This is a genomic window from Streptomyces sp. NPDC048277, from assembly GCF_040652235.1.
Classification (GTDB): Bacteria; Actinomycetota; Actinomycetes; order Streptomycetales; family Streptomycetaceae; genus Streptomyces.
Map to the genome: position 1 here is coordinate 48,314 of NZ_JBEZLQ010000037.1, position 23,120 is coordinate 71,433.

20 protein-coding genes and 2 pseudogenes are annotated in these 23,120 nt (G+C 70.6%); 11 read left to right on the forward strand and 11 right to left on the reverse strand.

What is annotated here, in order from left to right; all coding sequences use genetic code 11:
- Positions 1–141: 141 nt before the first annotated feature.
- The 4 genes from AB0D85_RS47080 to AB0D85_RS47095 all read right to left on the reverse strand — a co-directional run bounded on the left by AB0D85_RS47080 (position 142) and on the right by AB0D85_RS47095 (position 3,413).
- Positions 142–636, reverse strand: coding sequence for a DUF3291 domain-containing protein (locus AB0D85_RS47080; RefSeq protein ID WP_362335994.1), 495 nt, complete (start codon positions 634–636; stop codon positions 142–144).
- A 32-nt stretch (positions 637–668) separates the two neighbouring features.
- Positions 669–1,376: a helix-turn-helix domain-containing protein gene (locus tag AB0D85_RS47085; RefSeq protein WP_362335997.1), complete on the reverse strand. Its 708-nt coding sequence runs from the start codon at positions 1,374–1,376 to the stop codon at positions 669–671.
- Positions 1,377–1,792: 416 nt separating this feature from the next.
- On the reverse strand, positions 1,793–2,533 hold the full coding sequence (locus AB0D85_RS47090; protein ID WP_362336000.1) for a phosphotransferase: 741 nt from the start codon (positions 2,531–2,533) through the stop codon (positions 1,793–1,795).
- A gap of 100 nt (positions 2,534–2,633) precedes the next feature.
- On the reverse strand, positions 2,634–3,413 hold the full coding sequence (locus AB0D85_RS47095) for a methyltransferase domain-containing protein (RefSeq protein ID WP_362336003.1): 780 nt from the start codon (positions 3,411–3,413) through the stop codon (positions 2,634–2,636).
- A gap of 19 nt (positions 3,414–3,432) precedes the next feature.
- On the opposite strand from AB0D85_RS47095, the gene AB0D85_RS47100 reads away from it, so the two are divergent.
- Both AB0D85_RS47100 and AB0D85_RS47105 read left to right on the forward strand, forming a co-directional pair.
- Positions 3,433–3,900: a MerR family transcriptional regulator gene (locus AB0D85_RS47100; protein ID WP_362336107.1), complete on the forward strand. Its 468-nt coding sequence runs from the start codon at positions 3,433–3,435 to the stop codon at positions 3,898–3,900.
- A gap of 469 nt (positions 3,901–4,369) precedes the next feature.
- The gene (locus AB0D85_RS47105) at positions 4,370–4,963 is read left to right on the forward strand and encodes a hypothetical protein (protein WP_362336006.1); all 594 of its coding nucleotides are present in this window, start codon (positions 4,370–4,372) and stop codon (positions 4,961–4,963) included.
- A gap of 24 nt (positions 4,964–4,987) precedes the next feature.
- Here the strand turns inward: AB0D85_RS47105 and AB0D85_RS47110 are convergent.
- Positions 4,988–5,215: pseudogene (locus AB0D85_RS47110) on the reverse strand (integrase core domain-containing protein); the annotation flags it as partial.
- A gap of 20 nt (positions 5,216–5,235) precedes the next feature.
- Between AB0D85_RS47110 and AB0D85_RS47115 the strand changes: the two are divergent.
- Positions 5,236–5,854, forward strand: a pseudogene (locus AB0D85_RS47115) (helix-turn-helix domain-containing protein); the annotation flags it as partial.
- A 141-nt stretch (positions 5,855–5,995) separates the two neighbouring features.
- Here AB0D85_RS47115 and AB0D85_RS47120 read toward each other — a convergent pair.
- On the reverse strand, positions 5,996–8,119 hold the full coding sequence (locus AB0D85_RS47120) for a glycogen debranching N-terminal domain-containing protein (protein WP_362336009.1): 2,124 nt from the start codon (positions 8,117–8,119) through the stop codon (positions 5,996–5,998).
- Between the two features lie 122 nt (positions 8,120–8,241).
- Here AB0D85_RS47120 and AB0D85_RS47125 point away from each other — a divergent pair, with 122 nt between their 5' ends.
- The 4 genes from AB0D85_RS47125 (at position 8,242) to AB0D85_RS47140 (ending at position 12,926) form a co-directional block, all read left to right on the forward strand.
- Positions 8,242–9,315 carry a LacI family DNA-binding transcriptional regulator gene (locus AB0D85_RS47125; protein WP_362336012.1) on the forward strand — a complete coding sequence of 358 codons (1,074 nt, stop codon included), beginning with the start codon at positions 8,242–8,244 and terminating at the stop codon, positions 9,313–9,315.
- Between the two features lie 282 nt (positions 9,316–9,597).
- Complete coding sequence (locus AB0D85_RS47130; RefSeq protein ID WP_362336014.1) at positions 9,598–10,842, forward strand: extracellular solute-binding protein; 1,245 nt, start codon at positions 9,598–9,600, stop codon at positions 10,840–10,842.
- 33 nt (positions 10,843–10,875) lie between these two features.
- Positions 10,876–12,012, forward strand: a complete 1,137-nt coding sequence (locus AB0D85_RS47135; RefSeq protein WP_362336017.1) for a sugar ABC transporter permease — start codon at positions 10,876–10,878, stop codon at positions 12,010–12,012.
- Positions 12,013–12,068: 56 nt separating this feature from the next.
- Positions 12,069–12,926 (forward strand): carbohydrate ABC transporter permease, encoded by an 858-nt coding sequence (locus tag AB0D85_RS47140; RefSeq protein ID WP_362336019.1) that lies wholly within the window; start codon positions 12,069–12,071, stop codon positions 12,924–12,926.
- 74 nt (positions 12,927–13,000) lie between these two features.
- On the opposite strand, the gene AB0D85_RS47145 is transcribed toward AB0D85_RS47140, so the two are convergent.
- The 5 genes from AB0D85_RS47145 to AB0D85_RS47165 all read right to left on the reverse strand — a co-directional run bounded on the left by AB0D85_RS47145 (position 13,001) and on the right by AB0D85_RS47165 (position 19,730).
- The gene (locus tag AB0D85_RS47145) at positions 13,001–15,205 is read right to left on the reverse strand and encodes a PQQ-binding-like beta-propeller repeat protein (RefSeq protein WP_362336022.1); all 2,205 of its coding nucleotides are present in this window, start codon (positions 15,203–15,205) and stop codon (positions 13,001–13,003) included.
- A complete protein-coding gene (locus AB0D85_RS47150; protein WP_362336025.1) occupies positions 15,202–17,652 on the reverse strand; it encodes a protein kinase in 2,451 nt (816 codons plus the stop codon). The genes AB0D85_RS47145 and AB0D85_RS47150 overlap by 4 nt, the downstream gene beginning before the upstream one ends.
- Positions 17,653–17,930: 278 nt before the next feature.
- Positions 17,931–18,299 carry a hypothetical protein gene (locus tag AB0D85_RS47155; RefSeq protein ID WP_362336028.1) on the reverse strand — a complete coding sequence of 123 codons (369 nt, stop codon included), beginning with the start codon at positions 18,297–18,299 and terminating at the stop codon, positions 17,931–17,933.
- Positions 18,296–18,910, reverse strand: a complete 615-nt coding sequence (locus AB0D85_RS47160; protein WP_362336031.1) for a WHG domain-containing protein — start codon at positions 18,908–18,910, stop codon at positions 18,296–18,298. Before AB0D85_RS47160 ends, AB0D85_RS47155 begins: the two co-directional genes overlap by 4 nt.
- A complete protein-coding gene (locus AB0D85_RS47165; protein WP_362336034.1) occupies positions 18,903–19,730 on the reverse strand; it encodes an alpha/beta hydrolase in 828 nt (275 codons plus the stop codon). The genes AB0D85_RS47160 and AB0D85_RS47165 overlap by 8 nt, the downstream gene beginning before the upstream one ends.
- A gap of 87 nt (positions 19,731–19,817) precedes the next feature.
- Between AB0D85_RS47165 and AB0D85_RS47170 the strand changes: the two genes are divergently transcribed.
- The 4 genes from AB0D85_RS47170 to AB0D85_RS47185 all read left to right on the forward strand — a co-directional run bounded on the left by AB0D85_RS47170 (position 19,818) and on the right by AB0D85_RS47185 (position 23,041).
- Entirely contained in the window at positions 19,818–19,964 is a 147-nt protein-coding gene (locus tag AB0D85_RS47170) for a hypothetical protein (RefSeq protein ID WP_362336038.1), read from the forward strand.
- A 514-nt stretch (positions 19,965–20,478) separates the two neighbouring features.
- Entirely contained in the window at positions 20,479–21,258 is a 780-nt protein-coding gene (locus AB0D85_RS47175; protein ID WP_362336041.1) for a hypothetical protein, read from the forward strand.
- A 51-nt stretch (positions 21,259–21,309) separates the two neighbouring features.
- Positions 21,310–22,089, forward strand: a complete 780-nt coding sequence (locus AB0D85_RS47180; RefSeq protein ID WP_362336044.1) for an SDR family oxidoreductase — start codon at positions 21,310–21,312, stop codon at positions 22,087–22,089.
- 16 nt (positions 22,090–22,105) lie between these two features.
- Positions 22,106–23,041 carry a cyclase family protein gene (locus AB0D85_RS47185; protein WP_362336047.1) on the forward strand — a complete coding sequence of 312 codons (936 nt, stop codon included), beginning with the start codon at positions 22,106–22,108 and terminating at the stop codon, positions 23,039–23,041.
- Positions 23,042–23,120 lie beyond the last annotated feature (79 nt).

Here is a 23,120-nt window from a genome sequence, read left to right on the forward strand (position 1 = left end):
GTCGTCTCCATGTCCGAGGCGCGCGGCGACGACACCTCAGAGCACATCCTGGCCCAGGAGAACGCGGCCCGTGCCCCGACCGACCGCGCACTGTGCGCCGTATCCCCGGTCGCGCCGCGCGCTGCGGGCGGGCTGTTCGGGCTACGCCGGCGGCGCCTGCTGAAGGTGCCGGGCGGCCTCGGCCGCGGTGTATGACGCGGCGAAGGTGAATGCGCGGGGGGACGGCCCGTGCGCCCGCAGGTCCGCCAGCCGCTCCAGGGCCTCGTCGACGGTCGGGAGGTGACCGGCGGGGATCCACCAGAGCACCAGGTGCGCCTCGACGTGCCGCTCGAACCATTCGCGGCGCCGCTGCATGGCCTCCAGGTGCCCGCTGCGGTAGGTGAAGTCCCACAGGGCCTCCTGGGCCTCCCACACCGACAGGGTGACGATGACGTTCTCGCCCGCCGGGCGCAGGCCGGTGGCGTCGGCTGCCCCCTCCTCAACGAGCCGCCACACAAAGCCGGGTGCGCCGTCGGCGGAGGCGTTGACCGGGTCGAGCATCTCGACGAACGGCGCTGTGCGTGGGTCGTCGAGGGGGTGACGGAGCGTGGCGACGTTGAGGTGGGCGAGGTGAGCGGCATGCGTGGATGCGGTCATGACGTCATCCCAACACGGCCCGCTTTTCTATGTCAATGACGATTGTTTTTAGAAGGCTCGACAACCACGCAGCACTCCCCCGGCCTGGCGTCCATACGGGCGCGGACGGGACCGTCCGTGCCGAGCAGCCCCTCCAGCAGTGCGAGATTCATGCCGCAGACCAACGGCGGGAAGCGTTCGGCGACGGCATGGAAGGGGCAGTTGCGCATACGGACGACACGTGCGGCCGCCCCGGACGCCCCTCTGGGTCCTTCGGCGCCTTCGGCCACTTCGACGTCTTCCAGGTGTGGTTCGTAGCCGCGGGCGGTCAGCATCTCCATGGCCTCTTCGAGGCCGCCGCAGGGCGCCGCCGGGCCGCGCAGCGACTCGCCCCGGCGGCGCGCGGCCTCCCGGAGCCCGGCGTCCAGCCCGGCCTGCTCGGCGGCCTCGGCGAGCAGCTCGGCGGCGGTTCGGTAATCGCGGGCGGGCAGCGACACCGCCCGCTCGGCCCGTGCCCGCGTGTACACCTTGGCAGGCCGGCCCGCCCCCGGCCCCGAGCGGCCCGTCAGGCGGCGGCTGCCGCTCTCCAGCAGCCCGGCCTCGGCCAGCCTGTCCAGATGGTGCGCGGCGAGCGTGCGCGCCACCCCGGCCGCCTCGGCGGCCTCGTTGCGGCCGACCTCGCGACCCTGCGCCACTACGTACTCGTACAGGCGGCGCCGCACCGGATCCTGCAACACCGCGATCGCTTCGATGTCCTTCACGTGGCCATTCTAGGAACAACGCAGATTGGAGATAGAAGGGCGGGGCGCAACCCGGCCGGGGCGCTCTGAAGCCCCCCAGTCCCGGGCGCCCGACACCGGCATCGACACCGGCTTTGGCTTTGGCTTTGGCTTTGGCTTTGGTGATCACGGTGCCGCGGATCCCGGCAGGCCGTGCCCATCAGGCCGGGCCAGACCCCAGGAGCCAGGAGCGGGCATCTGGCGCGAGGATGCTCATCAATGAACGGGGCCCCGAAGACCCATGCGCAGATACCGGCCGAGAGCTTACGGCGCCCGAAATGTCCCCGGGAAGGCATCCCACTGCCGTCAGGGGGATCCAGAATGCACCGGATGCCACAAGGCTCTCCGGCCGTCACGGGAAACAACCAACGAACCGGCCGCAGCTGCCACCCGCGCGCTCACTGCAGCGAGCGTTCCAACGCACCCCGGTGATCGCACACCCATCGATACGCCATCTGGACCTGCCTCACCACCCCCGTGTCGCGGAGCCGGGCCATGGCGGCATCACCCGCATCGGCCTGGGCCTCGATGCCCCGCCAGCACCGTTCCTGCCACCACAGGATCGTGGACACGAGAGGTCGTCGGTCCACCAACCCGTAACTGTCGACGACCAGCCTCATGCGCCGGACCGCCTCCCCGACGTCGGTGACCGCGGGGCCCAAGCCGAGGTACTGCCAACAGACATGAGCGATGTCGTGGATCCGTGCGCCCGGCGCGGCAAGGTCCCAGTCGATGAACGCCGCCGGCCGAAGCCCGCCACCGGACAGCAGATAGACGGTGTTCCTGGGCGCCAGGTCGTTGTGACACACGACCTCCTGGTCTCCGGCCAGCATGGTGCCCGCTGTCAGGTCGTGGAACTCACGCACAAGCCGGGCGACCCTCACCAGACTCTCGTCCGATGACACAGCAGCAGGCTGCCGCCGCTCCCAGGCCACATGACCCTCGAGATAACTGAGGACTTCACGGCCCTCATCATCGACACCGAGATACCGCGGAGCACCACTCCAGCCACCGGCCTCAAACAACCCCAGCAGATCACCAACGAACTTCGTACGCGCCGACGCCGGACGGCGCACCGTCTCCCCGACACGAACGACCGCATTGACGAAACCCCCGGGCAAGGACAACGACTCAGGCATACACACACCCTGCCCGATCACTGCCTCCAGATGCGGTGTCTCAGGACGCCGGCCCCACGAAGTTCCCGAAGGGCTTCCGGTGCGGGTGGCCGGACACCTCTCAGGCGGAGGCGGCGGCCACGAAAAACGGAACGGCGATCAGGAAGCGGCCTGCCTCGGCGCGCCGGCGCTGTTCGGCGAGCCACTCGTCCGCCCGGTCGCGACCGACAGCGCCGCTGGCACAGGCCGGCCCGGCGAGCCCCGCCACCAGCGACAGCATCGCGGGGTCGGTGAACACGCTGGTGTGCACCTCGACCGTGACATCATCGAAGCCGCCCGCCAGGAGCAGGCTGCGGTACTGGCGGCCGGCGCGGGGCGTGCCCAAGAGATCGGCGCGGGCGTGCACGATCGTGCGGGTGAGCGCCGCGTCATCCGAGTCGATCATGATGGCGTCCCAGTCCTGACCGACCAGAACGATCCTGCCGCCCGGGCACAGGACCCGTCGCGCCTCAGCAACCGCGCGCCCCGGCTCCTCAAGCACGTGGAAGACCTTGTCGGCACGGTAACCCGCCACGCTGCCGTCGGCGAACGGCAGATCCTCCGCCCCCGCCTCGCTGAACTCGGCCTGCGGCCACCGCTTTCGGGCCGCGGCCAGCATCCACGGGCTGGGATCCACGCCCACCGCGCGGACACCGCGTCCGGCCAGTTCGGCGACGGCACGTCCGGCGCCGCAACCGACGTCCACGACAGTCGAGCCCGCGACCTGAGACAGCAGTTCGTAGGAGCGGGCCCGCAGCCGAGCGGCGCTCGGCATCCGGTCCGCAGTGTCGAGGACGGCCAGCAGGGCTTCGGTGTCGCGGTGCTCTCCCACCGCTTCCTGATTCTTGGACACGGACGTCATGCTGCGACTTAATGTCGGCATGAAGTCAAGCGAAGACGGCGCCGTCAGCACGTTGGCCATCGGCGCCTTCGCGGAACGGTTCGGCCTGGCCCCGCACGTGCTGCGGCATTGGGAGGCGGTGGGTCTGCTGCACCCCGAACGGGACTCCGGCGGACGCCGATGCTACGGAGCGGACGACCTCACCCGCGTGGCGACGATCCTCATCCTCAAGGACGCCGGCCTCGGCCTGAACACCATCAAAAGCCTGACCACAACCGTCGACCGCGCCACCCGGCACAAGATCCTGCATCCCGCGGCCGAAGAACTCCGGTCGACAATCGCAGCGGCCCAGGCCTCACTGGGCCTCATCGAGGGCGGCCTGAACTGCGAACACGAGGACGTCACGCAGTGCCCGAACTACCAACGGCTCATCGCAGAACGGACCGGCCCCCGAAACCCGGCCCCAGAGCCGGCGACCGAGGCCATGGCAGCCGCGCCTGGCGCCTGACGGCTGGCTGATGCCTGCACGGCCGCGACCAGCCACACCATCGTCGCCCCCGACACACAGCCCGGCAAGCGACACTCACCTGTCTCGCCGCCGCACCGCCTGGCTGCGATGCCCCGGCCTCAGGTCAGCGCCGGTGGAGGTGGAACTTCTCGACCGTACTGTCCTGCACCAGAACCCCGGCCGGCGCACCCCACACGCTGCACCCGCCCACGGCCCCGCCGCCCGCGTCGCAGCGGCGCACTCTGGTCCTGGCCATACATACCACCGGTCACACCCCACGCAGCATCGACGGCAACGCCTGGGACGTGGTGTCCGTTGCCGCCCATCCAGTAACGGCACTCACAGAACAGGCGTTGTACACAGGGAAAGCACGGCCTCCCACGCGTAATATCCCCACACCGAGGCACACCGCGACCGGAGTCGCTTCCCCGACTTCGCCGCAGCCCGGCCACAAACCGAGGAGAAGACAATGCCCGAAAACACCACCCACGCCACCAAGCTGACATCGCAGTACATCAGCCAGGTGACCAGCGACCTCGAACACAACACCAAGGAACAGGAACGCATCACAGCCGAACTCGCCCAACTCCAGGACCAGTTGGCCACCCTGCAGCAGGACCACACCGTGCTGGTCACCATGCAACAAGCACTCGGCATCCCCGCCACAACCCCCGAGCCGCCCAACACCGAGGGCGCCACAGTGCCCTCCCCCCGGCAGAAGACGGCAACCGCATCCGGCACACGCCGACCGGCAAAGAAGGCACCAACACAAGAGCCCGAGAACAAGAAGACAGCAGGACCCACACTGGTCGACCTCATCCACCAGCACGTGCTCGAGCAGACCGAGCCCCGCTCCGCGGCGGAGATCGCCGAAGCGCTCAGGCAGACGCACACCGAACGCACCATCGACACCAAAGTCGTACGCACCACCCTCGAAAACCTCGTCGCCAAGAGCCGCATCCACCGCACCAAGCAAGGCAGCTCCGTCTTCTACACCACCACCGGCACACCGGAACACGAGGCAACGCCCGCGGACAAGGACCAGCCCGAAACCACCGCATGAGCCCGCAGCCGTCTTGGCCTGTGTGGTCATGACGGTCTCGAATTCGACGGGGGTCAGTCGGCCGAGCGAGGCTTGTCGGCGGCGTCGGTGGTAGGTCTTCTCGATCCAGGTCGCGAACGCGGTCCGCAGTTCCAGGCGGGTGGATCACAGCCGACGGTCGAGGACGTTCTTCTGCAGCAGGCTGAAGAAGGACTCCATGGCTGCGTTGTCGCCTGCCTCCCCGTCCCGGCCTGTCGAGCCGACCATCGGGTGGCCGCCGCGAGCGTGGTGGCATGCCGACGTTCGTGTTCGCCCCGCTCACGGGCCGCTGTCTGTCGTCTGAGGAACGCGAAGAGATCGCTTTGATGACGGCCCTGGGCACCGGGGTTCGTGAGATCACCCGTCGGCTCGGTCGCGATCCGGCGGCCATCTCGCGGGAGTTGCGACGCAACGCGGCCACTCGGGGCGGGAAGCTCGAGTATCGCGCTTCGGTAGCGCAGTGGAATGCGGAGCTCATGACGCGACGCCCCAAGCCCGCGAGGCCAGCCGTCAACGAACGACTCCGCGGGTGCGTCCAGGAACGGCTCTCCGGCCAGGTCCGCCGACCTGACGGAACGCCGGTGCCGGGACCTGAGGCCACACCCTGGAAGGGCCGTGACAAGCCGCGACGCGAAGACCGGGGGGCACCTGCCTGGCACCGGACGTGCGCTGCGCGTCCCGCGAGCATGTTCCCGACAACACGCGAACGGTCACGTGACGCCCGAGGCGATGATCAGCGAGCGGCCTGCCGAGGCCGAGGACCTCGCGGTGCTTGGCCACGCGGAGGGCGACCTCATCATGGGCACCGACCGGTCCACGATCGGCACCCTCGTCGAGCGCACGACCCGGTTCACCATGCTGCTGCACCTGCCACGGTGGGACGGCTACGGCGTCGAACCACGGGTCAAGAACGGCCCGGCCCTGGCCGGATACGGCGCCGAGGCCGTGCGAGACGCGATCACCACGCTGTCCGGGCACCTGCGCCGCTCGCTGAGACCGAGAACCCGGGGAAACTCAGGCAGTGGTCACGGCCAGCCTTCCAGGCGCTGTCACCTCCACTGATCCGTCCCCCCTCACGTCGAGGTCCAGCCGGTCCCCGTTGGCCTGGAGTCCGTTGACGGTCAGCGGGGCGTAGTTCCGGGCGAAGGTGGGGGCCACGGTGACCGTGCCGGCCGGGACGTCGGCTTCCAGGCCCAGGGCCGCCCGGAGCACGTGCACCGAGGCGGCGGCAGCCCATGCCTGGGGGCGGCAGGACGCCGGATAGGGGGCGGGGCCGGGTCCCGCCTCGGTGCCGTGGCCGGCGAAGAGTTCGGGCAGCCGGGCCTCGAATTCCGCCGACGCCGCGAGCAGGCCGTCCGCCAGGGACGCGGCAGCGTCCGGGAAGCCCGCCCTGACCAGGCCGTGGACGGCGATCGCGGTGTCGTGAGGCCAGATCGATCCGACGTGGTAGCCGAAGGGGTTGTAGCCCACCGCGTCGCTGCTCAGTGTGCGCAGGCCATGTCCCGCGTCGAGGTCCGGGCCGGTGAGGCGGGCAGCCAGCAACGCGCTCTCCTCCGCGTTGAGCAGGCCGGTGCCGAGGAGGTGTCCGAAGCCGGAGGTGACGGAGTCGACCGGCTTGCCGTCGCCGTCCAGCGCGACCGCCGGGAACGGGCCCTTCTCGTCCTGTACCCAGAAGTGTTCACGGAAGCGGGCGGCGAGTTCGTCCGCCCAGTTCTCCCAGGCGTCAGCGCCCGGCCGTCCGAACGCGCGCAGCAGGGCGGCTCCGGCCCGAGCGGCCTCATAGGCGTACGCCTGGACCTCGCACAGGGCGATCGGCGCGTGGGCCCGGCGGCCGTCGCTGTAGCGGATGGAGTCCTCGGAGTCCTTCCAGCCCTGGTTCGACAGGCCGTGGCCGGTCTGGTCGATGTACTTGAGGAAGCCGTCGGCGGATGCCGCCTCGCGCATCCAGACGAGGGCCGCCTCGGCGTGCGGCAGGAGTTCCTCGACCTCGGCCGGGGACATGCCCCAGCGCCAGGCGTCGTGGAGCAGCGTGATCCACAGCGGGGTGGCGTCGACCGTGCCGTAGTACACCGGCGGCAGGGAGAGACGGTCCGTGAACCGGTGAGTGGCACGGCGCACCTCGTGGAGGATCTTGCCGGGCTGTTCCTCCGTGGCAGGGTCGGTGACGGCGCCCTGACGGCGGGCGAGGGTGCGGAGGGTTCCGGCGGCGAGGTCGGTGCCGAGCGGGAGGAGCATGCGGGCGGCCCAGAGCGCGTCGCGGCCGAACAGGGTGAGGAACCAGGGGGCGCCGGCGGCCAGGAACTGGTCCGGACGGTCCGGGTCGGGCGACTGGCGGTCCGTCAGGCGCAGCCGGTCCAGGTCGGCGAGGGACTGTTCCAGCCACCGGTCGAGGCGGCGGTCCGTGCCGCGCGACGTGGGAAGGGACCAGGGCAGTCGGTCCGCGGGCGGAGCCGGGAACTGGTCGCCGTCCGTGTACACCGCCGTACAGGTCAGCGTCATGCTCCACGACGTACCCGGCTCCAGATCGATGTCGTACGACAGTTCCCCGGTCGGCACCTGAAGCGCGTCCGGCGCGGGCGCGGCCGACACGCGTACGGCGAAGTCGTCCGCGGACCAGGCGAGGCCGATGGCGTCCCCGTCCGCGGCGTGCGGCGGCACCTCCCCGGCCGCCTGCCCGGACTTGACCTGCTCCATGGTGGCGAGGTCCGTACCGGCATGCACCGTCAGCCGGAAGCGGACGTGCTCGACGCCCGCGTTGGTGACCTCGAAGACCTCCTCAAGGCGGCCGTCGCCCACGGTGCGGCGGCGGTGCAGGGCGACGGCCGGGTCCGGCGTCACCTCGCCGAGCCCGCGCAGAACCGCCCGGAAGTCGGCGCCGTCCGCGCCTCGCAGCCCGCCCCGCACCGGGGCGAGGGCGATGCCCTCGGCGGTGACGGTCAGTCGGGACAGCGCCCTGCGGTCGCCGTGGTAGAAGCCGTACGCGGCCCCGCTGAGCTGCCCGTTCTCCCGCGAGATCACGAGGCTGGGCGCATGCAGGGTGACCACCGCGTCATGCAGGAACGGCTGCAGGCCGCCGGTCGCCAAGGGGGTTGCCGTGACCGGGCCGTTGGTGTCCTGGGGCTTGACAGTGGTGTCCAAGGAAGTAGAACCTCTCAGCGTTGGATCGTTCAAATGACACTAAGCCAGTCTTCAGAGCGAACACAACGACTTTTGGAACGCTAAAATATTGTCTGCATTGCTTCGGCAAGTCGGAGAGCCGCATGTCCCGCTCCAGTAACAACTCCTCGACCAAGGGTGGCCCGGTGACCCTTGCGATGGTCGCCCGCCGGGCCGGGGTCTCCGCGCAGACCGTGTCGAACGCGATCAACTCGCCGGACCTGCTGCGGCCCGAGACGCTGGAGCGGGTCCGCCGTGTGATCGACGAGATGGGCTACCGCCCCAGCCGTGCGGCGCAGACGCTGCGCACTCGTTCCAGCAGGCTGATCGGCTACGCCATCCAGCCCGCCCCTGCCAGCTCGGCGGTCCTGGACCGGTTCCTGCACGCCTTGTCGCAGGCCGCCGACGAGGCCGGCTATCGGATCCTGCTGTTCGCCGCCCCGTCGGGCGGTCCGAGCCTGGAGGGGTACGAGGCGTTGCTCGACCAGCACGAGGTCGACGGCTTCGTCCTCAGCGGCACCGGGCACGGTGACCCGCGCCAGGCGTGGCTCGCCAAGCGCGGCGTGCCGTTCGTCGGCTTCGGGCGGATGTGGTCGGGGCGGCAGATCGGCGACTGGGTCGACGTCGACGGCGCCTCGGGCACGGACGCCGCGGTCGAGCACCTGGTCTCCCTCGGGCACCGTCAGATCGCCTTCCTGGGCTGGGAACGCGGCTCGTCCGCCACCGGCGACGACCGCGCCGAGGGCTGGCAGCGTGCCATGCGCCGGCACGGGCTGCCGGTGCGTGGGCGACGGGCGCAGAGCGTGAACGACATCGACGCGGCCCGCACCGCGGTGAAACCGCTCCTGGACGCGGGCGCGACCGCCGTGATCGCGGCCAGTGACATGCTGGCGCTCGGCTGCTACCAGACACTGCGTGAGCGCGGTGCCGCCCCCGGCCGGGACGTCGCCGTCGTCGGCTTCGACGACTCGCCGACCGCCGAGATCCTTTCCCCCGCCCTGGCCTCCGTCGCACAGCCGCTGGAAGAGGTCGGCCGGGAGTGCGTACGACTGCTGCTGGCGCGGATCGCCGCCCCCGGCGCGGAGCCGGAGCGCCTGCTGCTTGAGCCGTCACTGGTCGTGCGCGACAGCGTCTGCGGGCCGGGCGGCGGCGCTCCGGAGATCGCCTTAGTCAAGTAGCCGCGTCCCAGGCCGATTGCGGGCGCCTCGGTCCCGCCGGGGATGTCTCCGCCCGGGGTGCCGCCGCCGGGCAGCCGTCACCACAGCGGCCGAGCCGAACAGGGACCGGCGGGCTCTCCGCCTCTCTCCGCAGGGCCCTGCCTGCGAAGGGTCCCTCGAAAAGCCCCTCGAAAGAGCCCTTTCTCCCTTTCCTCTCCTTCTCCTCCTCCCCCGCCCCGGCCCGGCGTCCCCGCCGGGCCGGGTGGAGCCGCACGTCACACCCGTAACCCTCGGAGGATTTCCATGGTCAACCGAACGGCCGCCGCGGCCCTCGCCACCTGCGCGACGCTGATGGTCGCCACAGGCTGCTCGTCGGGCTTCGGCAGCAGCACGAAGACAGAGCAGGACTCCAGCTCCAAGCAGCACCTGACCGTGCTGATCGCCAGCTCGGGCGACGCGGAGACCAAGGCCGTCAAGGACGCGGCGGCGGCTTACGCGAAGGAGTCCGGCACCACGGTGACCGTGGACGTCGCCAAGGACATCAACCAACAGCTCGCCCAGTCCTTCGCCGGGCACAAGCCGCCGGACGCCTTCTACGTCAACTCCGACCAGTTCGCCAACTACGCCAAGGGCGGCTCCCTCTACGCCTACGGCGACCAGGTCGAGGACGCGAGCGACTTCTCCCAGCAGCTGCGCACCTCCTTCACCTACGACGGCAAGCTGATGTGCCTGCCGAAGGACACCTCCACCCTCGCCCTCGCGATCAACACGGACCTGTGGAAGAAGGCCGGGCTGACCGACAAGGACTACCCGACCACCTGGGCCCAGCTGAAGACGGTCGCCGCGAAGCTGACCGGGGGCAAGGTCACCGGGCTGGTCACCAACGGCGAATGGGCACGGCTCGGCGTCTTCATGAAGCAGGCCGGCGGCTGGATCACCGACGCCGGCCAGACGAAGATGACCGCCGACAGCACGCAGAACGCCGAAGCGCTCACGTACGTGCAGTCGCTGCTGAAGTCCGGCGTCATGAAGTACGCCAACCAGGTCGACGCCAACTGGGGCGGCGAGGCCCTCGGCACCGGCAAGGCCGCGATGACCATCGAGGGCAACTGGCTCACCGGCGGCATGAAGGCCGACTACCCGAGCGTGAAGTACACGGTGGTCCCACTGCCCGCGGGGCCGACCGGCAAGGGCACGCTCGCCTTCAGCCAGTGCTGGGGTGTGGCCGAGGAGAGCGCCCACCAGGCCGCCGCCGTGGACCTGGTCAAGTACCTGACCTCCAGCGCGCAGCAGGTGAAGAACGCCGCCGCCTTCGGCGTGATGCCCTCTCGTACCAGCGCGCAGGCCGAGTACGCGAAGCAGAATCCTTCCGCCAAGGCGTGGGTCGACGCCAGCGCCTATGCGCAGGGGCCGGTCACCATAGCCGGCTTCGACAAGGTCCTCACCCAGTTCAACACCGACCTCGCGGCACTGAACACCGCCGACCCGAAGAAGATCCTCGCCGACCTGCAGAGCAACGGCGAACAGGCCCTCACGAAGGGCGAATGAGCCGCCATGTCCCCCCGTGACACCACATCCGCGGTGGCAGACGGTAGCTCCCAGACGGCCGACTCGCCGGGCGCACCTGACGCGCCCGGCGGGCCCGGCCCGGCCGCGGCGCCCCACGCCAAGCCCGCCCCGCGCGTGGGGCGCCGCGCCGAAGGAGCCTGGGGCTGGCTGTTCGTCAGCCCCATGGTCGTCGTCCTCGGTCTCTTCCTGGTGCTGCCGACCCTGATGGCGCTGTGGGTGAGCCTGCTGCACTGGGACGGCCAGTCCAACCCCTTCAGCGGGCAGGCGAAGTTCGTCGGGCTCGACAACTACCGGGCCCTGCTCACCCAGGACGGCCTCGACCGCACCCTCTTCGCGACCTCGCTGCGCAACAACTTCTACTACGTGCTGCTGACCGTTCCGTTGCAGACCGTCCTCGCGCTGGCACTGGCGCTCATCGTCAACCAGCGGATGCTGCGCGGTCGCGGCGCCCTGCGCACCGCGTTCTTCTTCCCTTCCGTGACCAGCTCGATCGCGGTCTCCACCATCTTCCTCTTCCTGTTCCAGGGCAGCGGCGCCGTCAACACCCTGCTGTCCTGGCTGGGGGTGAAGGGCCCGAACTGGTTCAACGACCCGCGCGGGGTCCTCTCCCTCCTACTCGGCGGCCTGGGCATGGTCGACGCCGGCCACCCCTCGGGCGCCCTCGCCGACCACTCCTTCATGGGACTGTCCTGGTTCGAGTGGCTGTCCGGACCGTCCGTCGCCATGTGCACGATCATCATGCTCGCCGTGTGGACGACCTCCGGCACCTTCATGCTGATCTTCCTCGCCGCCCTTCAGGGCATCCCCCGGGAGCTGGAGGAATCGGCCGCCATCGAGGGCGTGAACCGCTTCCAGATGCTGCGCCACGTCACACTGCCCGCGCTGCGGCCCGTCCTCTTCCTCGTCCTCGCCCTGGGCACGATCAGCACCTGGCAGGTCTTCGACCAGGTCTACGTCATGAGTCAGGGTGCCCCCGGCAACACCACCCTCACCCCCGCCTTCCTGTCCTACTCGACCGCTTTCGGCGACGCCGACTTCGGGCAGGGCGCGGCCATCGCGTTCCTCCTGCTCGCGCTGATCCTCACCATGACCGGCCTGCAGCGGTACGCGCTGCGCGAGCGTGCCGTCCGCCCCGGGAGGAAACGATGACCTCAAAGTCCGCGACCGACAGGTCCGTGCCGTCTGTCCGGTCGCAAGGGGTTCCCGTGCTCGGCCGCTTCCCGGTGCCGCTGCGGGTCCTCGGATACACCGCGGTGGCCGCGATCGGGCTGCTGTACCTCATGCCGTTCGTGATCCAACTGGTGACCGGGTTCAAGACCGACCCCGACGCGGCCGCGCACCCCCTCGGCCTGATCCCCACCACCCCCACCACCGCGGCCTACCAGCGGCTGTTCGGCCTCAGCCGGGCCGGCGACGGCGTGCCTTTCCTGCGCTGGCTGGGCAACTCGGCGTTCATCACCGTCGTCGTCACCGTCGGACGCGTGCTGTTCGACTCGATGGCCGGTTATGCCCTCGCCCGCCTGCGCTTCCCCGGCCGCACCCTGCTGTTCGGCTTCGTCCTCGCCGTCATGGCGGTGCCCGGCGTCGCCCTGCTGATCCCGCGCTTCCTGGTACTCAACACCTTCGGGCTGTTCGACACCTACACCGGCATGATCCTGCCGCTGCTGGTGGACGCGGCGGGCATCTTCATCATGAAGCAGTTCTTCGAGTCGGTCCCCCGCGAGGTGGAGGAGGCGGCACGCGTCGACGGCGCGGGCGTCTTCCGCGTCTTCTGGTCGGTGGTCCTGCCGATGGCCCGACCCGCCCTGATCACCCTCACGATCCTCTCGTTCCAAGGCTCGTGGAACGAGTTCACCCACTTCCTCGTGGCCACCCAGTCCAGCCAGTACGAGACCCTCACCACCGGCCTCGCCCGGCTCGTCTCCGGCGGCCTCGGCGGCGGCAAGCAGTACCCCCTGAAACTGGCGGCTGCCCTGCTGTCCACCCTGCCCGTCGCAGCCCTCTTCTTCTGCTTCCAGCGCTACTTCGTACAGGACGCCAACGCCGGGGCCGTCAAGGAATAGCGGTAGGGGCAGGGGGCCGGGCAGGGTGCGGTTTCCCCCAGTCCCCTGGCGTACAACGGATCCGGATTGCGGGGTCAGCCCGCTGTGAACCCCATGACCTCGCTCTCGCTCGCCACCCACAGTCGGCTGCCGGACGTCACCGCGCTCCACGGCTGCGACAGCGTGTCCACGGTGTAGGGGAGCTTCCAGACCCGCTTGCCGTCGTCGAGTGCGTAGCCGTACACACCCGGAGCGGAACCGCCGTTGAGGCCGACGAGGACGAGTCCCGAGAACGTGCCCAGGACGGCGTACAGGGCCTTGCCGAGGTCGGCGGTCTGCCAGTGGCGGGTGCCGGAGGTGAGGTCGTAGGAGGTGAGCGGGCCGTGGGCGGCGGTGATGTCGGTGCCGGCCGGGGGCTCGGGAACGGTGAAGAGGGTCGAGCCCAGGGGGACGAGCTGCTGCCGGTCCTTGGGGCTCTGCCGCCATCGGGTGCTGCCGTCGGAGGTGTCGAGGGCGGCGAAGGAACCGCTCGCGAGGCTGTTCTGGAAGAGCGCGGTGCGACCGTCGGGGCCGAGCCGGGCGGTCGCGGTGAGAGAGACGTTCTGGATGGCCTCGCCCGGGTCCAGGCCCGTGGGGACCGTCCAGAGCGCCCGGCCGTCGGACACGCGCAGGCCGACCAGCCGGGCCGTGTCCGCGCGCAGGGTGAGCGCCAGGCGGGGGCCGGGGTTCACGCCGAGACCGTAGACGGCGGGGGTGTATTTCCACACCTGGTCACCGGTGCGGGCGTGCAGTGCGCGGACGGTGCGGGTGCTCTCCGTGCCTCCCGGCTCCCGTGCCACGCACAGCAGGACGTCGCCCAGCGGATGGACGACGGTGCGCGCCGCCGCGTGCTGCCAGCGGACCTTGCCGGAGGAGTCGAGGGCGTACAGGCGGCCGGTCTGCTCGGAGGTGACGTACACCCAGCCCCGCGTACCGGGGTAGGCGGTGAGATCGCCGGCGTCGGGCTGGGTGTCTCCGGGCGGGGCGAAGTGCCAGCGCTCCTTGCCGGTCGTCAACTCGCGTGCGTGCAGGGCCCCGTCGATCTCGATGACGTACACGGTGTCACCGGCCGTCGCGGTGCCCGCGTTCCCGTACGGCGCGCTCTGCCAGGCCGCCTTGCCGGTGTCCGGGGCGAGCACGGCCGCGCCGGCGCCGTCCTTGCCGGTGGCGAGGAGCCGGCCCCCGGCCGTCTTCCGCACCTGGGTGAAACCGTCGGGGAGCGCCTTGCTCCACAGCTGCCTGGGTGCCGCGGGGGTGTCGCCCGAGCCCTCGCGCGCCAGATACCAGCCCCCGGCCAGCGCCGCCGCCAGTGTGCCGCCTGCCGTGGTGAGCACGCGGCGCCGCCCCCACCGTGGGCCCGCACCATGGGTGGCCAGGTCCGTGCGCACTTTCTCCTCGCGGTACCGCACCTCCCGCTCCACGTCCTGCGGGAGCCAGCCCGCACCGGGCAGGTGCGGGGCGCCGAACAGCCGTGCCAGATCCGCCACTTGGGGTCGCTGCCGCGGGTCCTTCGCAAGGCAGGCGGCAAGCGCCGGGCGCAGCCCCGCGGGAACGGCGGACAGGTCGGGTTCCTCGTAGGCGGTCCGGTAGAGGAGGATGTGCAGCCCGCTCGCCCCGAAGGCTCCCCGGCCGCAGGCGGCGAAGACCAGGGTGGCGCCGAGGGAGAAGACGTCGCCCGCCGCCGTGGGGGTTCGCCCGGCGATCTGCTCGGGCGGCACATAGCCCGCGGTGCCCAGGACCTGACCGGTCTCGGTGAGCCGCTCGCCGTCCACCGCGCGGGCGATCCCGAAGTCGATGACCCTGGGGCCGTCCTCGGTCAGCAGGATGTTGGACGGCTTCAGATCGCGGTGCACCAGCCCGGCCGCGTGGATGGCGGCCAGTGCCTCCGCGAGTCCGGCGGCCAACCTGCGGACCGTCTCCTCCGGCATCGGCCCATGGGTGCTCACCGCCTCGGTCAGGGACGGCGCGGGCAGATAAGCGGTCGCCAGCCAGGGCTGGGGGCTGTCCGGGTCGGCGGCCAGCACCGGCGCGGTGAACGCGCCGCTGACCTTCAGCGCCGCCTCGGCCTCGACCCTGAACCGCTCGCGGAAGCGCGGATCCTGGACGTAGCTGTCCCGTACGACCTTGACGGCCACCGGCCGTCCGGCCCGGGTCGCCGCGAGGTACACCCGTCCCATGCCGCCCGAGCCGAGCAGCCGCAGCACCTTGAACGGGCCTACCGTGGACGGGAGTCCGGTGTCCGCCTCGGGCGGTGCGGTCACGCTCCGGCCGCCGCTCCGTAGACCCGGACCAGACCGCCGCCGGCGAGGAACACCATGTCCTCCCGCACCGCTACGGCCCAGATGTCGACCCCCTTGGCGATCGCGCTGCCGATACCGGACGACCCGGAGGACGAAGCGGAGGACGACGCGGACCCGGCCTTCTCCTGCAGCGCCCACAACTCCTTGCCGTCCGAGGTGCGCAGGACCAGCGCCCCGGCCGGACCGTCCGAGCCGGCGCCGCTCGTCGCGGTGTACGACAGGGGCGTGAACAGCACCGCGGTGACGTCCGCGGAGGCGGCCAGGGTGGGGCCGAACTCCAGCCCGGGTGACAGCGTCAGCGGACTGGTGATGCTCCAGCGCACTTTCCCGGTACGGAGTTCGACGGCGTGGACCTGGGTGAGATCGTTGGTGAGCACCAGGTCCCCGACGACGGAGGGCTGCGTGGCCGCGGTCATCGGAACCGACCAGCGCCGGGTCCCGGTCTTCGCGTCGTACGCCGCGAGCCCGCCCTTGACGTTCACCGTGAGCAGCAGGTCACCGGCCGCGGTGAGCGCGGAGGTGAGCTGTCCGCCGGCGGACTGCATGTACGCCGGGAGGTCGCTGTCCGGGTCGGCGGGCACCTTCACGGACCACCGGGACCTGCCGCTCGCCGCGTCCAGCGCGTGGATGGTCAGACCCGTGTCCGTGTCCTCGGTGTAGTAGAAGCCGTAGCCGTCGGCGGCGTAGCGCACGCCGTACAGGGAGGTGGTGGTGAGGGGCTGCCGCCACAGGATGCGTCCGGTCTTCACGTCCACGGCGATGACGTGCTGCGCGTAGTTGTAGTCCGGCGTCGCGCTCGGCGAGGCCAGGTCGAAGCCGCCCGACAGTGCCTGGGAGAGGCAGTACGCATTGCTCCCGTGTGTCGCGAGGATCGAGACCAGGTACTCGGAGGCGCCCAGGGCGGCCTTCGACTTCACCCGTGCGGTGGCCGGGCCGACGATCGAGACGTAGTACTTGCCGGCGGAGCCGAGGGCGGTGCTCATGGCGGAGACGAGGATGCCGCCCTCCACCGGGCCGAGGACCCATCCGCCCACCCCGATGGGATCGTTTCCCCGGGCGGTCCCGCCCTGTGACTGGAGCGAGCCGTGCTGCCAGCGGACGGCGCCGTCGGCGGCGGCGAACGCTGCGGCGGCGTAGCCGCCTTCGTACAGCAGCAGGGTCTGCCCGTAGCTGTACAGCCTGGGCGTGGTGATCGTGAGCGGCGGTGCTTGTGCCCACAGCGGCTTCGGCGGGTCGGTCAGCTTGACCGTGCGTACGTCGCTGCCCAGCGGTTTCCCGGCCCCCTTGGCCTTCGGGGTGCCGTCGGAGCGGCCCGCGAGGTACGCCGCCAGTCCCGAACCCGCTGCCACGACACCCAGCGCGGCGAGCGAACCGATGAGCAGCTTGCGGCGGCCGGGGTTCGCGACGGCCGTGTCGGCCGTGTCACCGGGCGGTCTCGCGGGCGGCGGTGGCGCCACCGCCAGGAGCTCGGCCTCCTGGGATCTGCGTGTCCACTCCTCGCGCAGCGCCGGGAGGTGCAGATGGCGGGGGTCGGCCGGCGCGAGCCCGGCCAGGACCTCCTCCAGACCCGGCCGCCGTGACGGCGACTTGTCCAGGCAGCGCGTCAGTAGTGCGTGCAACGTGCGCGGTACGCCGTGCAGATCGTGCTCGGCGGTCATGATCCGGTGCAGCGAGCTCTCGTCTCCCGGCCCGAACGGCCCCTCCCCGCAGGCCGCGTACACCAGCAGACCGGCCAGTGCGAAGACGTCCGCCTCCGGGCCCGCGTCATGCGAGGAGGCGATCTGCTCGGGCGCCATGAAGGCGGGGGAACCGATCGCGGTTCCGGTGCCGGTCAACCGGGTCTCGCCCGACTCCAGTGCCCTGCTGATGCCGAAGTCGATCACCAGGGGGCCGTCCGGGGAGACCAGTACGTTGCCCGGTTTGATGTCGCGGTGCACCACGCCGGCGGCATGGATGACCTGGAGCGCCTCGGCGAGCGCCGTGCCCAGGGCCCGTAACGCCTGCTCCTGAAAGCTTCCGCACAGCCGGACGGCCTGGTCGAGGGTGGGAGCCGGCACGTAGGAGGTCGCGATCCAGGGCCGCGGCCCCTCGGTGTCGGCGTCCACCACCGGCACCGTGTACACCCCGCTCACCCGCCGGGCCGCGGCCACCTCCCGCCGGAACCGGCTGCGGAAGGCCGGGTCGTCCGCGTACTCCTCGCGCACTCGCTTGACCGCCACCAGCCGGCCCGACGTCATCCGGCACAGCGACACCACCCCCATCCCGCCGCCGCCGAGTTCCCGCATCACGACGTACGGGCCGATGGTGGCCGGCAGGACGGCCGTCGGCTCCTCCCCGCCCGGCAGCTGGACGGTCGCGTACTCCGAACCCGGAACCCCGGCACCGCCACCCGGTTGCTGCACTGTCATCCCCGTTTCCCCCGTGGATCTCATTACCGCACTACGGACCCGGACGTCCAGCTTTCCACTCCCGGTTCCCGACAGGACGGTCTCCCCCGGACCGACCGGTCACAACCCTCCACAACCCGCGCCCCGCGCGGATCCGGTCGCGGTGCGGGTGCCGTACAGCCACCGCGCAGTGGTCGGCCGTGAACGCGCTTGTACGGTCCCGCTCAGAACCGCGAAGCTCGGTCGGCGGTCGTTCCGGAGCCCCGGCTCAAGTCCTGGCGAGCCGTCAGCGCGGCCCTCTAGTGGCGCAACAGCCAACGCCAGCGCGGCTGTTCGAGCACGACCGACGCCACGGCCAGCGCGGTAGCGGCGACCGCCGCCCACGTGGGCCACGCGAACCACGGCGCCACCGCTGCGGCGGCCACTTCGAGGAGCACGAGCAGGAGCATCGCCGCGCCGGGGATCGCCACCGGCGGGTCGAAGGGGCGGTCGCCGGGTGTTCCGACGACGGCCGGCAGTCCGATCAGCACGACGAGCGCGGCGGCCGCGACCGCCCAGTCGACCCGGTGCAGCGCCCACGCGGTGGCCGTCCAGCCGATCAGTTCGGTCAGGAACCGCAGCCCGGAGGCGGCGTTGACGCGGTTCGGGGAGCCGGCGGCCTGGGTCATGATTCCTCCCCGCCCTGGAGCGGCGCGGGGGCGGCGCCCCCGCCGATGGCGGCCTCGGCCCGCATGCCGTTGATGAGCGTGTCGACGACGAACCGGTAGCTGTCGGCGGGGTCGCGCCCCATCTGGAAGGCATCGTCGCTCTCGAGGCCGACGAAGCCGTGGATGACGGTGCGCAGGGCCCGGACCGCGTCGATGGCCCGCTCGTCGGTCAGCCCGAAGCCGGCAACCGCGTCGAACAGGATCTGCACCGCTTCGTGGGCCACGGCCTGGTATTCCTCGTCCTCGGCACGCGGGGCGCGAACACTGGCGGCGTACCGGCCCGGGTGGTCAAGGGCCCACTTCCGGTACGCCTCGGCGATCGCGCGGACCGCGTCCGGACCGGACCGGCCGACGGCGGCCCGGGTCAGGACGGCGCCGATGTCGCGGACGGCCTGGAGGCCGACGCCCCGCTGGAGGGCGTCCAGCGAATCGATGTGCTTATACAGCGACGGTGTCCGCACCCCGACCCGCTCGGCAAGCAGGCCCATGGTCAGGCCAGCGAAGCCGACCTCGTCGGCGAGTTCCGACGCGGCCGCGATGACCGTGGCCCGGTCGAGTCCGGCCCTAGGCACGGGCCGTCTCCAGGAACGAACGCACCAGGCCGACCACTGCCGACGGGAACTGGACCTGCGGGTAGTGCCCCGCCCCCGGGAGCATCTCGAGGCGGCCGACGCCCTGCGGCAGCGCGGCCACGATGGCCTCGCCCTCGGCCTTCGGGTCACCCCAGTCGGGATCGAGGGTGCCCATGACGACCAGAACCGGGCAGTGCACGTTGCCGAGTTGGGCACCGGCGTCGGCGGCGCTGTTCATCTGCTTCTGCAGGGCCTTCATGCGGCCCGGCTCGTGCAGCATCGCGTCGGTGCGCTCCAGGCTCGCGGCCCAGTCCGCCGGGCGCGGCTCCGGGGTCGCGATCTCCAGGTACCTGAGCCACTGCTTGTGGCTGCCGAGCACCGCGACGGCCGAGATCGCCGCCGCGCCCTTACGGTAGCGGGACACGCCCAGCGCACTCAGCGAGTACTCCACCTTGCGGGTGAACGGCGCCAGTTCGACGACGGCACTCACCAGAGCCGGCGCCTTGGCCGCGGCGATCGTCGCGGCACCGCCGGAGATGGAGTGGCCGACCAGCACCGCGGGACCGCCGAGGTGCTCGATCAGCGCGATCAGGTCGCCGGCGATGTCGGTACGGGTGTAGGACGGCCACGTCGCGGTCGATTCGCCGCTGCCTCGCAGGTCCACGGACACGACCCGGTAACCGGCGGCCACCAGCTCCGGGACCATGAACCGATAGGCGTCGCGGCTCTGGCCGATCCCGTGCGCCAGCACCATCAGCGGCCCGGAGCCGGTCACCTCGTAGGCGAGGGTGCCGCCTTCCACGTTCAGGAACTCAGTCATGCCGACCTCCGCAGCTAATTCCAATAGCCAAAAAGCTACTCTCATTAGCCAAGGGGGTCAAGGCCGGTCCGCGAGGATCCGTGATCCGTGGAAAGCCCGGCGCGACGGGAACGGCGGGGGCAGTGCGGGCGGGGCCCGCTGGAGGCACACGAACTGCGCCGTCTGCGCGGCGCAGACCTGGACGCGTACATCGAGCACATGCGGCCGCCGAACGGCAAGATGCCGCTGCCGTGACCGTCGTGGCTGTCGGCGCCGTTCGGACAGGTGAGCGACGCACCGGCCGACGATGCGCACCCGGCACGGCCGGCCGGACACCCGTAGGGCCGGCCACTGGACCCCGCCCGTGAATCCCCTACTCTCACCGGACCATTGATTAGTCCGATCGGTCGATCTATGATTCCAGGGATTGAGCCGCTTCAACCAGGCGCTGCCGCCGCTCGGCGCCCGGTACTGTCCGACGCCGGGCCGGCATGAGCAGTCCGGCGAGAGAACACAACCCCTTCCGGGTCACAGCCGGTTGTGAGAGCTGTGAGCCCCCAGGCAGGAGACATCTGTGTCTGAAGCCGAAAACAAGCCCGTGAATCCCTCGGCCGTCGGGACCGGATTCCGGGTGACGATGATGTATCACCCGAGCCACCACGTATCGGATCTCGGTGAGGCCGAACGCTGGTTCCAGCGGGTGTTCGGACGCCCCAGCACAAATCTGTCGGCCACGCTGGGCGGCGCCACACCGCCACCGGGGAGGCGCATGGACTACTCCACGTTCACCTCGATCAACGACGTGCTGTTCGACACCATCGACCCCAAGCTCTACATCGTCGACGGCGTGCAGCGCTATCCGACGGTCGACAGGCCGCACCTGAAGGGATTCGGGTGGTACGTCGACGAGGTCGCGGAACTCTACCGTGCGCTGAAGCACCACGGTTTCCGGCTGATCGGCCAGAACGACAAGGTCGCCGAGGGCGACGATCCGCCCACCGCCGGCGGGATGCCGTTGTTCTTCACCGTGCCCGAAGACGCCGGTCTGCGCTACGAGTTCCTGCCCCGGATTCCCTTTCCGCTGGATCCGCGGATCAAGCCGGACTGGGTGCTCCCGGCGGTGTCGGACCAGGACCCCCTCGGTATCGAACGGTGCTCCCACCACACCGTGCTCACCGACGCCCCGGAACGCCAACTCCGGCTGTTCGTGGACGTCCTAGGCGGCAAGGTCGTCCACCACGGACGCAACGAGACCATCGCGACGACGAGTACCTACGTGCATCTCGCGGATGCGGTCTACGAGTTCGCCGTGCCCGACACAGGCACCGCGGCGCACGACGACTGGTCGTCGAACGCTCCCAAGGACACCTACCACGCGATCACCTTCAAGGTCGCCGATCTCGGACGCGTCGAACGTCACCTCAAGGCCGAAGGCATCGGAATTCGAACCCGCACGGACCACGTCATCGTGACCGATCCGGCGACGAGCCTCGGCGTGCCCTGGGGCTTCGCCGACGCGCTGGTACCGGGGGATCCCAGAGGGGAGTAAGCCCCCGCTTCGGTTCGGGTCGTCAGGAATTTCCGAGAAACGAGAGCATCTGTGAACGGAACGCATATCAACGACCGCGCCCTCCTCAAGGGCAAGACCGCGCTGATCACTGCCGCCGCTTCGGGCATGGGCCGGGCCGGGGCCCGGCTGTTCGCGGCCGAGGGCGCGCACGTCATCCTCGTGGACCTGAACACGGCGGGTGCCGAGGAGGTCGCCGCCGAGATCGTGGCAGGAGGGGGCTCCGCCGAGGCACACGGGGTCGATCTGCGCGACCAGACGGAGCTGGACCGGTTCCTCGACACGGTCAGGTCGCAGCACGACGTCATCGACGTACTGCACAATCACGCCGGCATCACCGGCCCCCGCGAACTCGAATTCGACGCCGCGAGCTGGAACGAGTGCATGACGCTCAACGCCTGGGTGCCGGCTTATCTGACCCAGCAGTTCCTGCCCCTGCTGCGCAGGTCGGACGCCGCTTCGGTCATCTTCACCGCTTCCACGGCAGGAGTGCGGGGCGTCGCCGGGCTTCCGGTCTATGCGGCGACCAAGGGCGCCGTCATCCAGTTCATGAAGTCGCTCTCCCTCCTTCTCGCACCCGAGGGAATCCGCGCCAACGCGATCTGTCCCGGTGGCACGGACACGGCCGGAATGCGGGCGGCCTTCCAGGAGGGCGCCGTCGACGCCTCGTTGTCGGCCATCGCCACCACCATCCCGCTCGGCCGGGTGGGACAGCCGGAGGACATCGCGACCGTCGCCCTGTTTCTCGCCTCGGACGCGTCGAAGTACATGACAGGCACCGTGATCCCGGTGGACGGCGGGGCAACGGTCTAGGCACAGGAGAAGAAAAATGACCGACAGCAGGACATGGCCGCACCACGAACTCGGCAAGGAACTGAGCAACTGGGGGCGCTGGGGTGACGACGACGAGATCGGGACGCTGAACTTCGTCACGCCTGAGAAGCGCGTCGCCGCGGCTCAACTGGTCAGAACCGGCAAGAACTTCGACCTCGGGATGCCGTTCGACAAGGACGGCCCGTTCGGGCCCGGCGGGTTCCGCACCAACCCCCAGCACGTGATGACGTTGCTGCCCTCGGACACCGCCGCCTGCCCGGACGGCATGATCTCCGCCGACGACATGGTCGTACTCGGGCTGCAGGCAGCCACTCAGTGGGACAGCCTCGCCCACGTCGGATACGGCGGGCTCTTCTACAACAACGTGCCCGCCGCCGCGGTGAACAGCTTCGTGGGCGCCGCCAAGAACTCCTTCGCGAAGGCGGTGGAGCACCTGATCTCCCGCGGTGTGCTGCTCGACATCGCCGCGCTCAAGGGCGTCGACCGGCTCCCGGACTCGTACGAGATCACCGCGGCGGACCTCTCGGCGGCAGAGGAGCGCCAGGGCGTACGCGTGGAATCCGGTGACATCCTGTGCATCCGCACCGGATCGTACAAGTGGTTCCTGGAGGGCGACCGGGAGCACTTCATGGGGGACGAGCCCGGTCCCGGCCTCGACACCTGCCGGTGGCTGTACGAACGCGAGGTCGCCGCGCTCGCCCTGGACAACTGGGCCTGCGAGGTCTACCCGTGTCCCATCGAGGGCGCGATCATCCCGTTCCACCAGGTCACCATCCGCGACATGGGCCTGACCCTCGGCGAGATGTTCAACTTCGAGGGCCTCGCCGCGGACTGCGAGCAGGACGGCGTCTGGGAGTTCCTCTTCTGCGCCCCCGGGCTCAAAGTGACCGGCTCGGTCGGCTCCCCGATCACGCCCATGGCACTGAAGTAGGCTCTCCCCGAGAGGCTGCAGGGAAGGGGACCGCCGGCCCGCCCGATAGGGGATGCGGACGGGCCGGCGGCGTGCGGTG

What these genes read in the sequence shown, in the direction of transcription:
- AB0D85_RS47080 (WP_362335994.1), bottom strand. Translation starts at nt 636, where the DNA reads ATGACCGCATCCACGCATGCCGCTCACCTCGCCCACCTCAACGTCGCC.
- AB0D85_RS47090 (WP_362336000.1), bottom strand. Translation starts at nt 2,533, where the DNA reads ATGCCTGAGTCGTTGTCCTTGCCCGGGGGTTTCGTCAATGCGGTCGTT.
- AB0D85_RS47095 (WP_362336003.1), bottom strand. Translation starts at nt 3,413, where the DNA reads ATGACGTCCGTGTCCAAGAATCAGGAAGCGGTGGGAGAGCACCGCGAC.
- AB0D85_RS47100 (WP_362336107.1), top strand. Translation starts at nt 3,433, where the DNA reads ATGAAGTCAAGCGAAGACGGCGCCGTCAGCACGTTGGCCATCGGCGCC.
- AB0D85_RS47105 (WP_362336006.1), top strand. Translation starts at nt 4,370, where the DNA reads ATGCCCGAAAACACCACCCACGCCACCAAGCTGACATCGCAGTACATC.
- AB0D85_RS47125 (WP_362336012.1), top strand. Translation starts at nt 8,242, where the DNA reads ATGTCCCGCTCCAGTAACAACTCCTCGACCAAGGGTGGCCCGGTGACC.
- AB0D85_RS47130 (WP_362336014.1), top strand. Translation starts at nt 9,598, where the DNA reads ATGGTCAACCGAACGGCCGCCGCGGCCCTCGCCACCTGCGCGACGCTG.
- AB0D85_RS47150 (WP_362336025.1), bottom strand. Translation starts at nt 17,652, where the DNA reads ATGACAGTGCAGCAACCGGGTGGCGGTGCCGGGGTTCCGGGTTCGGAG.
- AB0D85_RS47155 (WP_362336028.1), bottom strand. Translation starts at nt 18,299, where the DNA reads ATGACCCAGGCCGCCGGCTCCCCGAACCGCGTCAACGCCGCCTCCGGG.
- AB0D85_RS47165 (WP_362336034.1), bottom strand. Translation starts at nt 19,730, where the DNA reads ATGACTGAGTTCCTGAACGTGGAAGGCGGCACCCTCGCCTACGAGGTG.
- AB0D85_RS47175 (WP_362336041.1), top strand. Translation starts at nt 20,479, where the DNA reads ATGGACTACTCCACGTTCACCTCGATCAACGACGTGCTGTTCGACACC.
- AB0D85_RS47185 (WP_362336047.1), top strand. Translation starts at nt 22,106, where the DNA reads ATGACCGACAGCAGGACATGGCCGCACCACGAACTCGGCAAGGAACTG.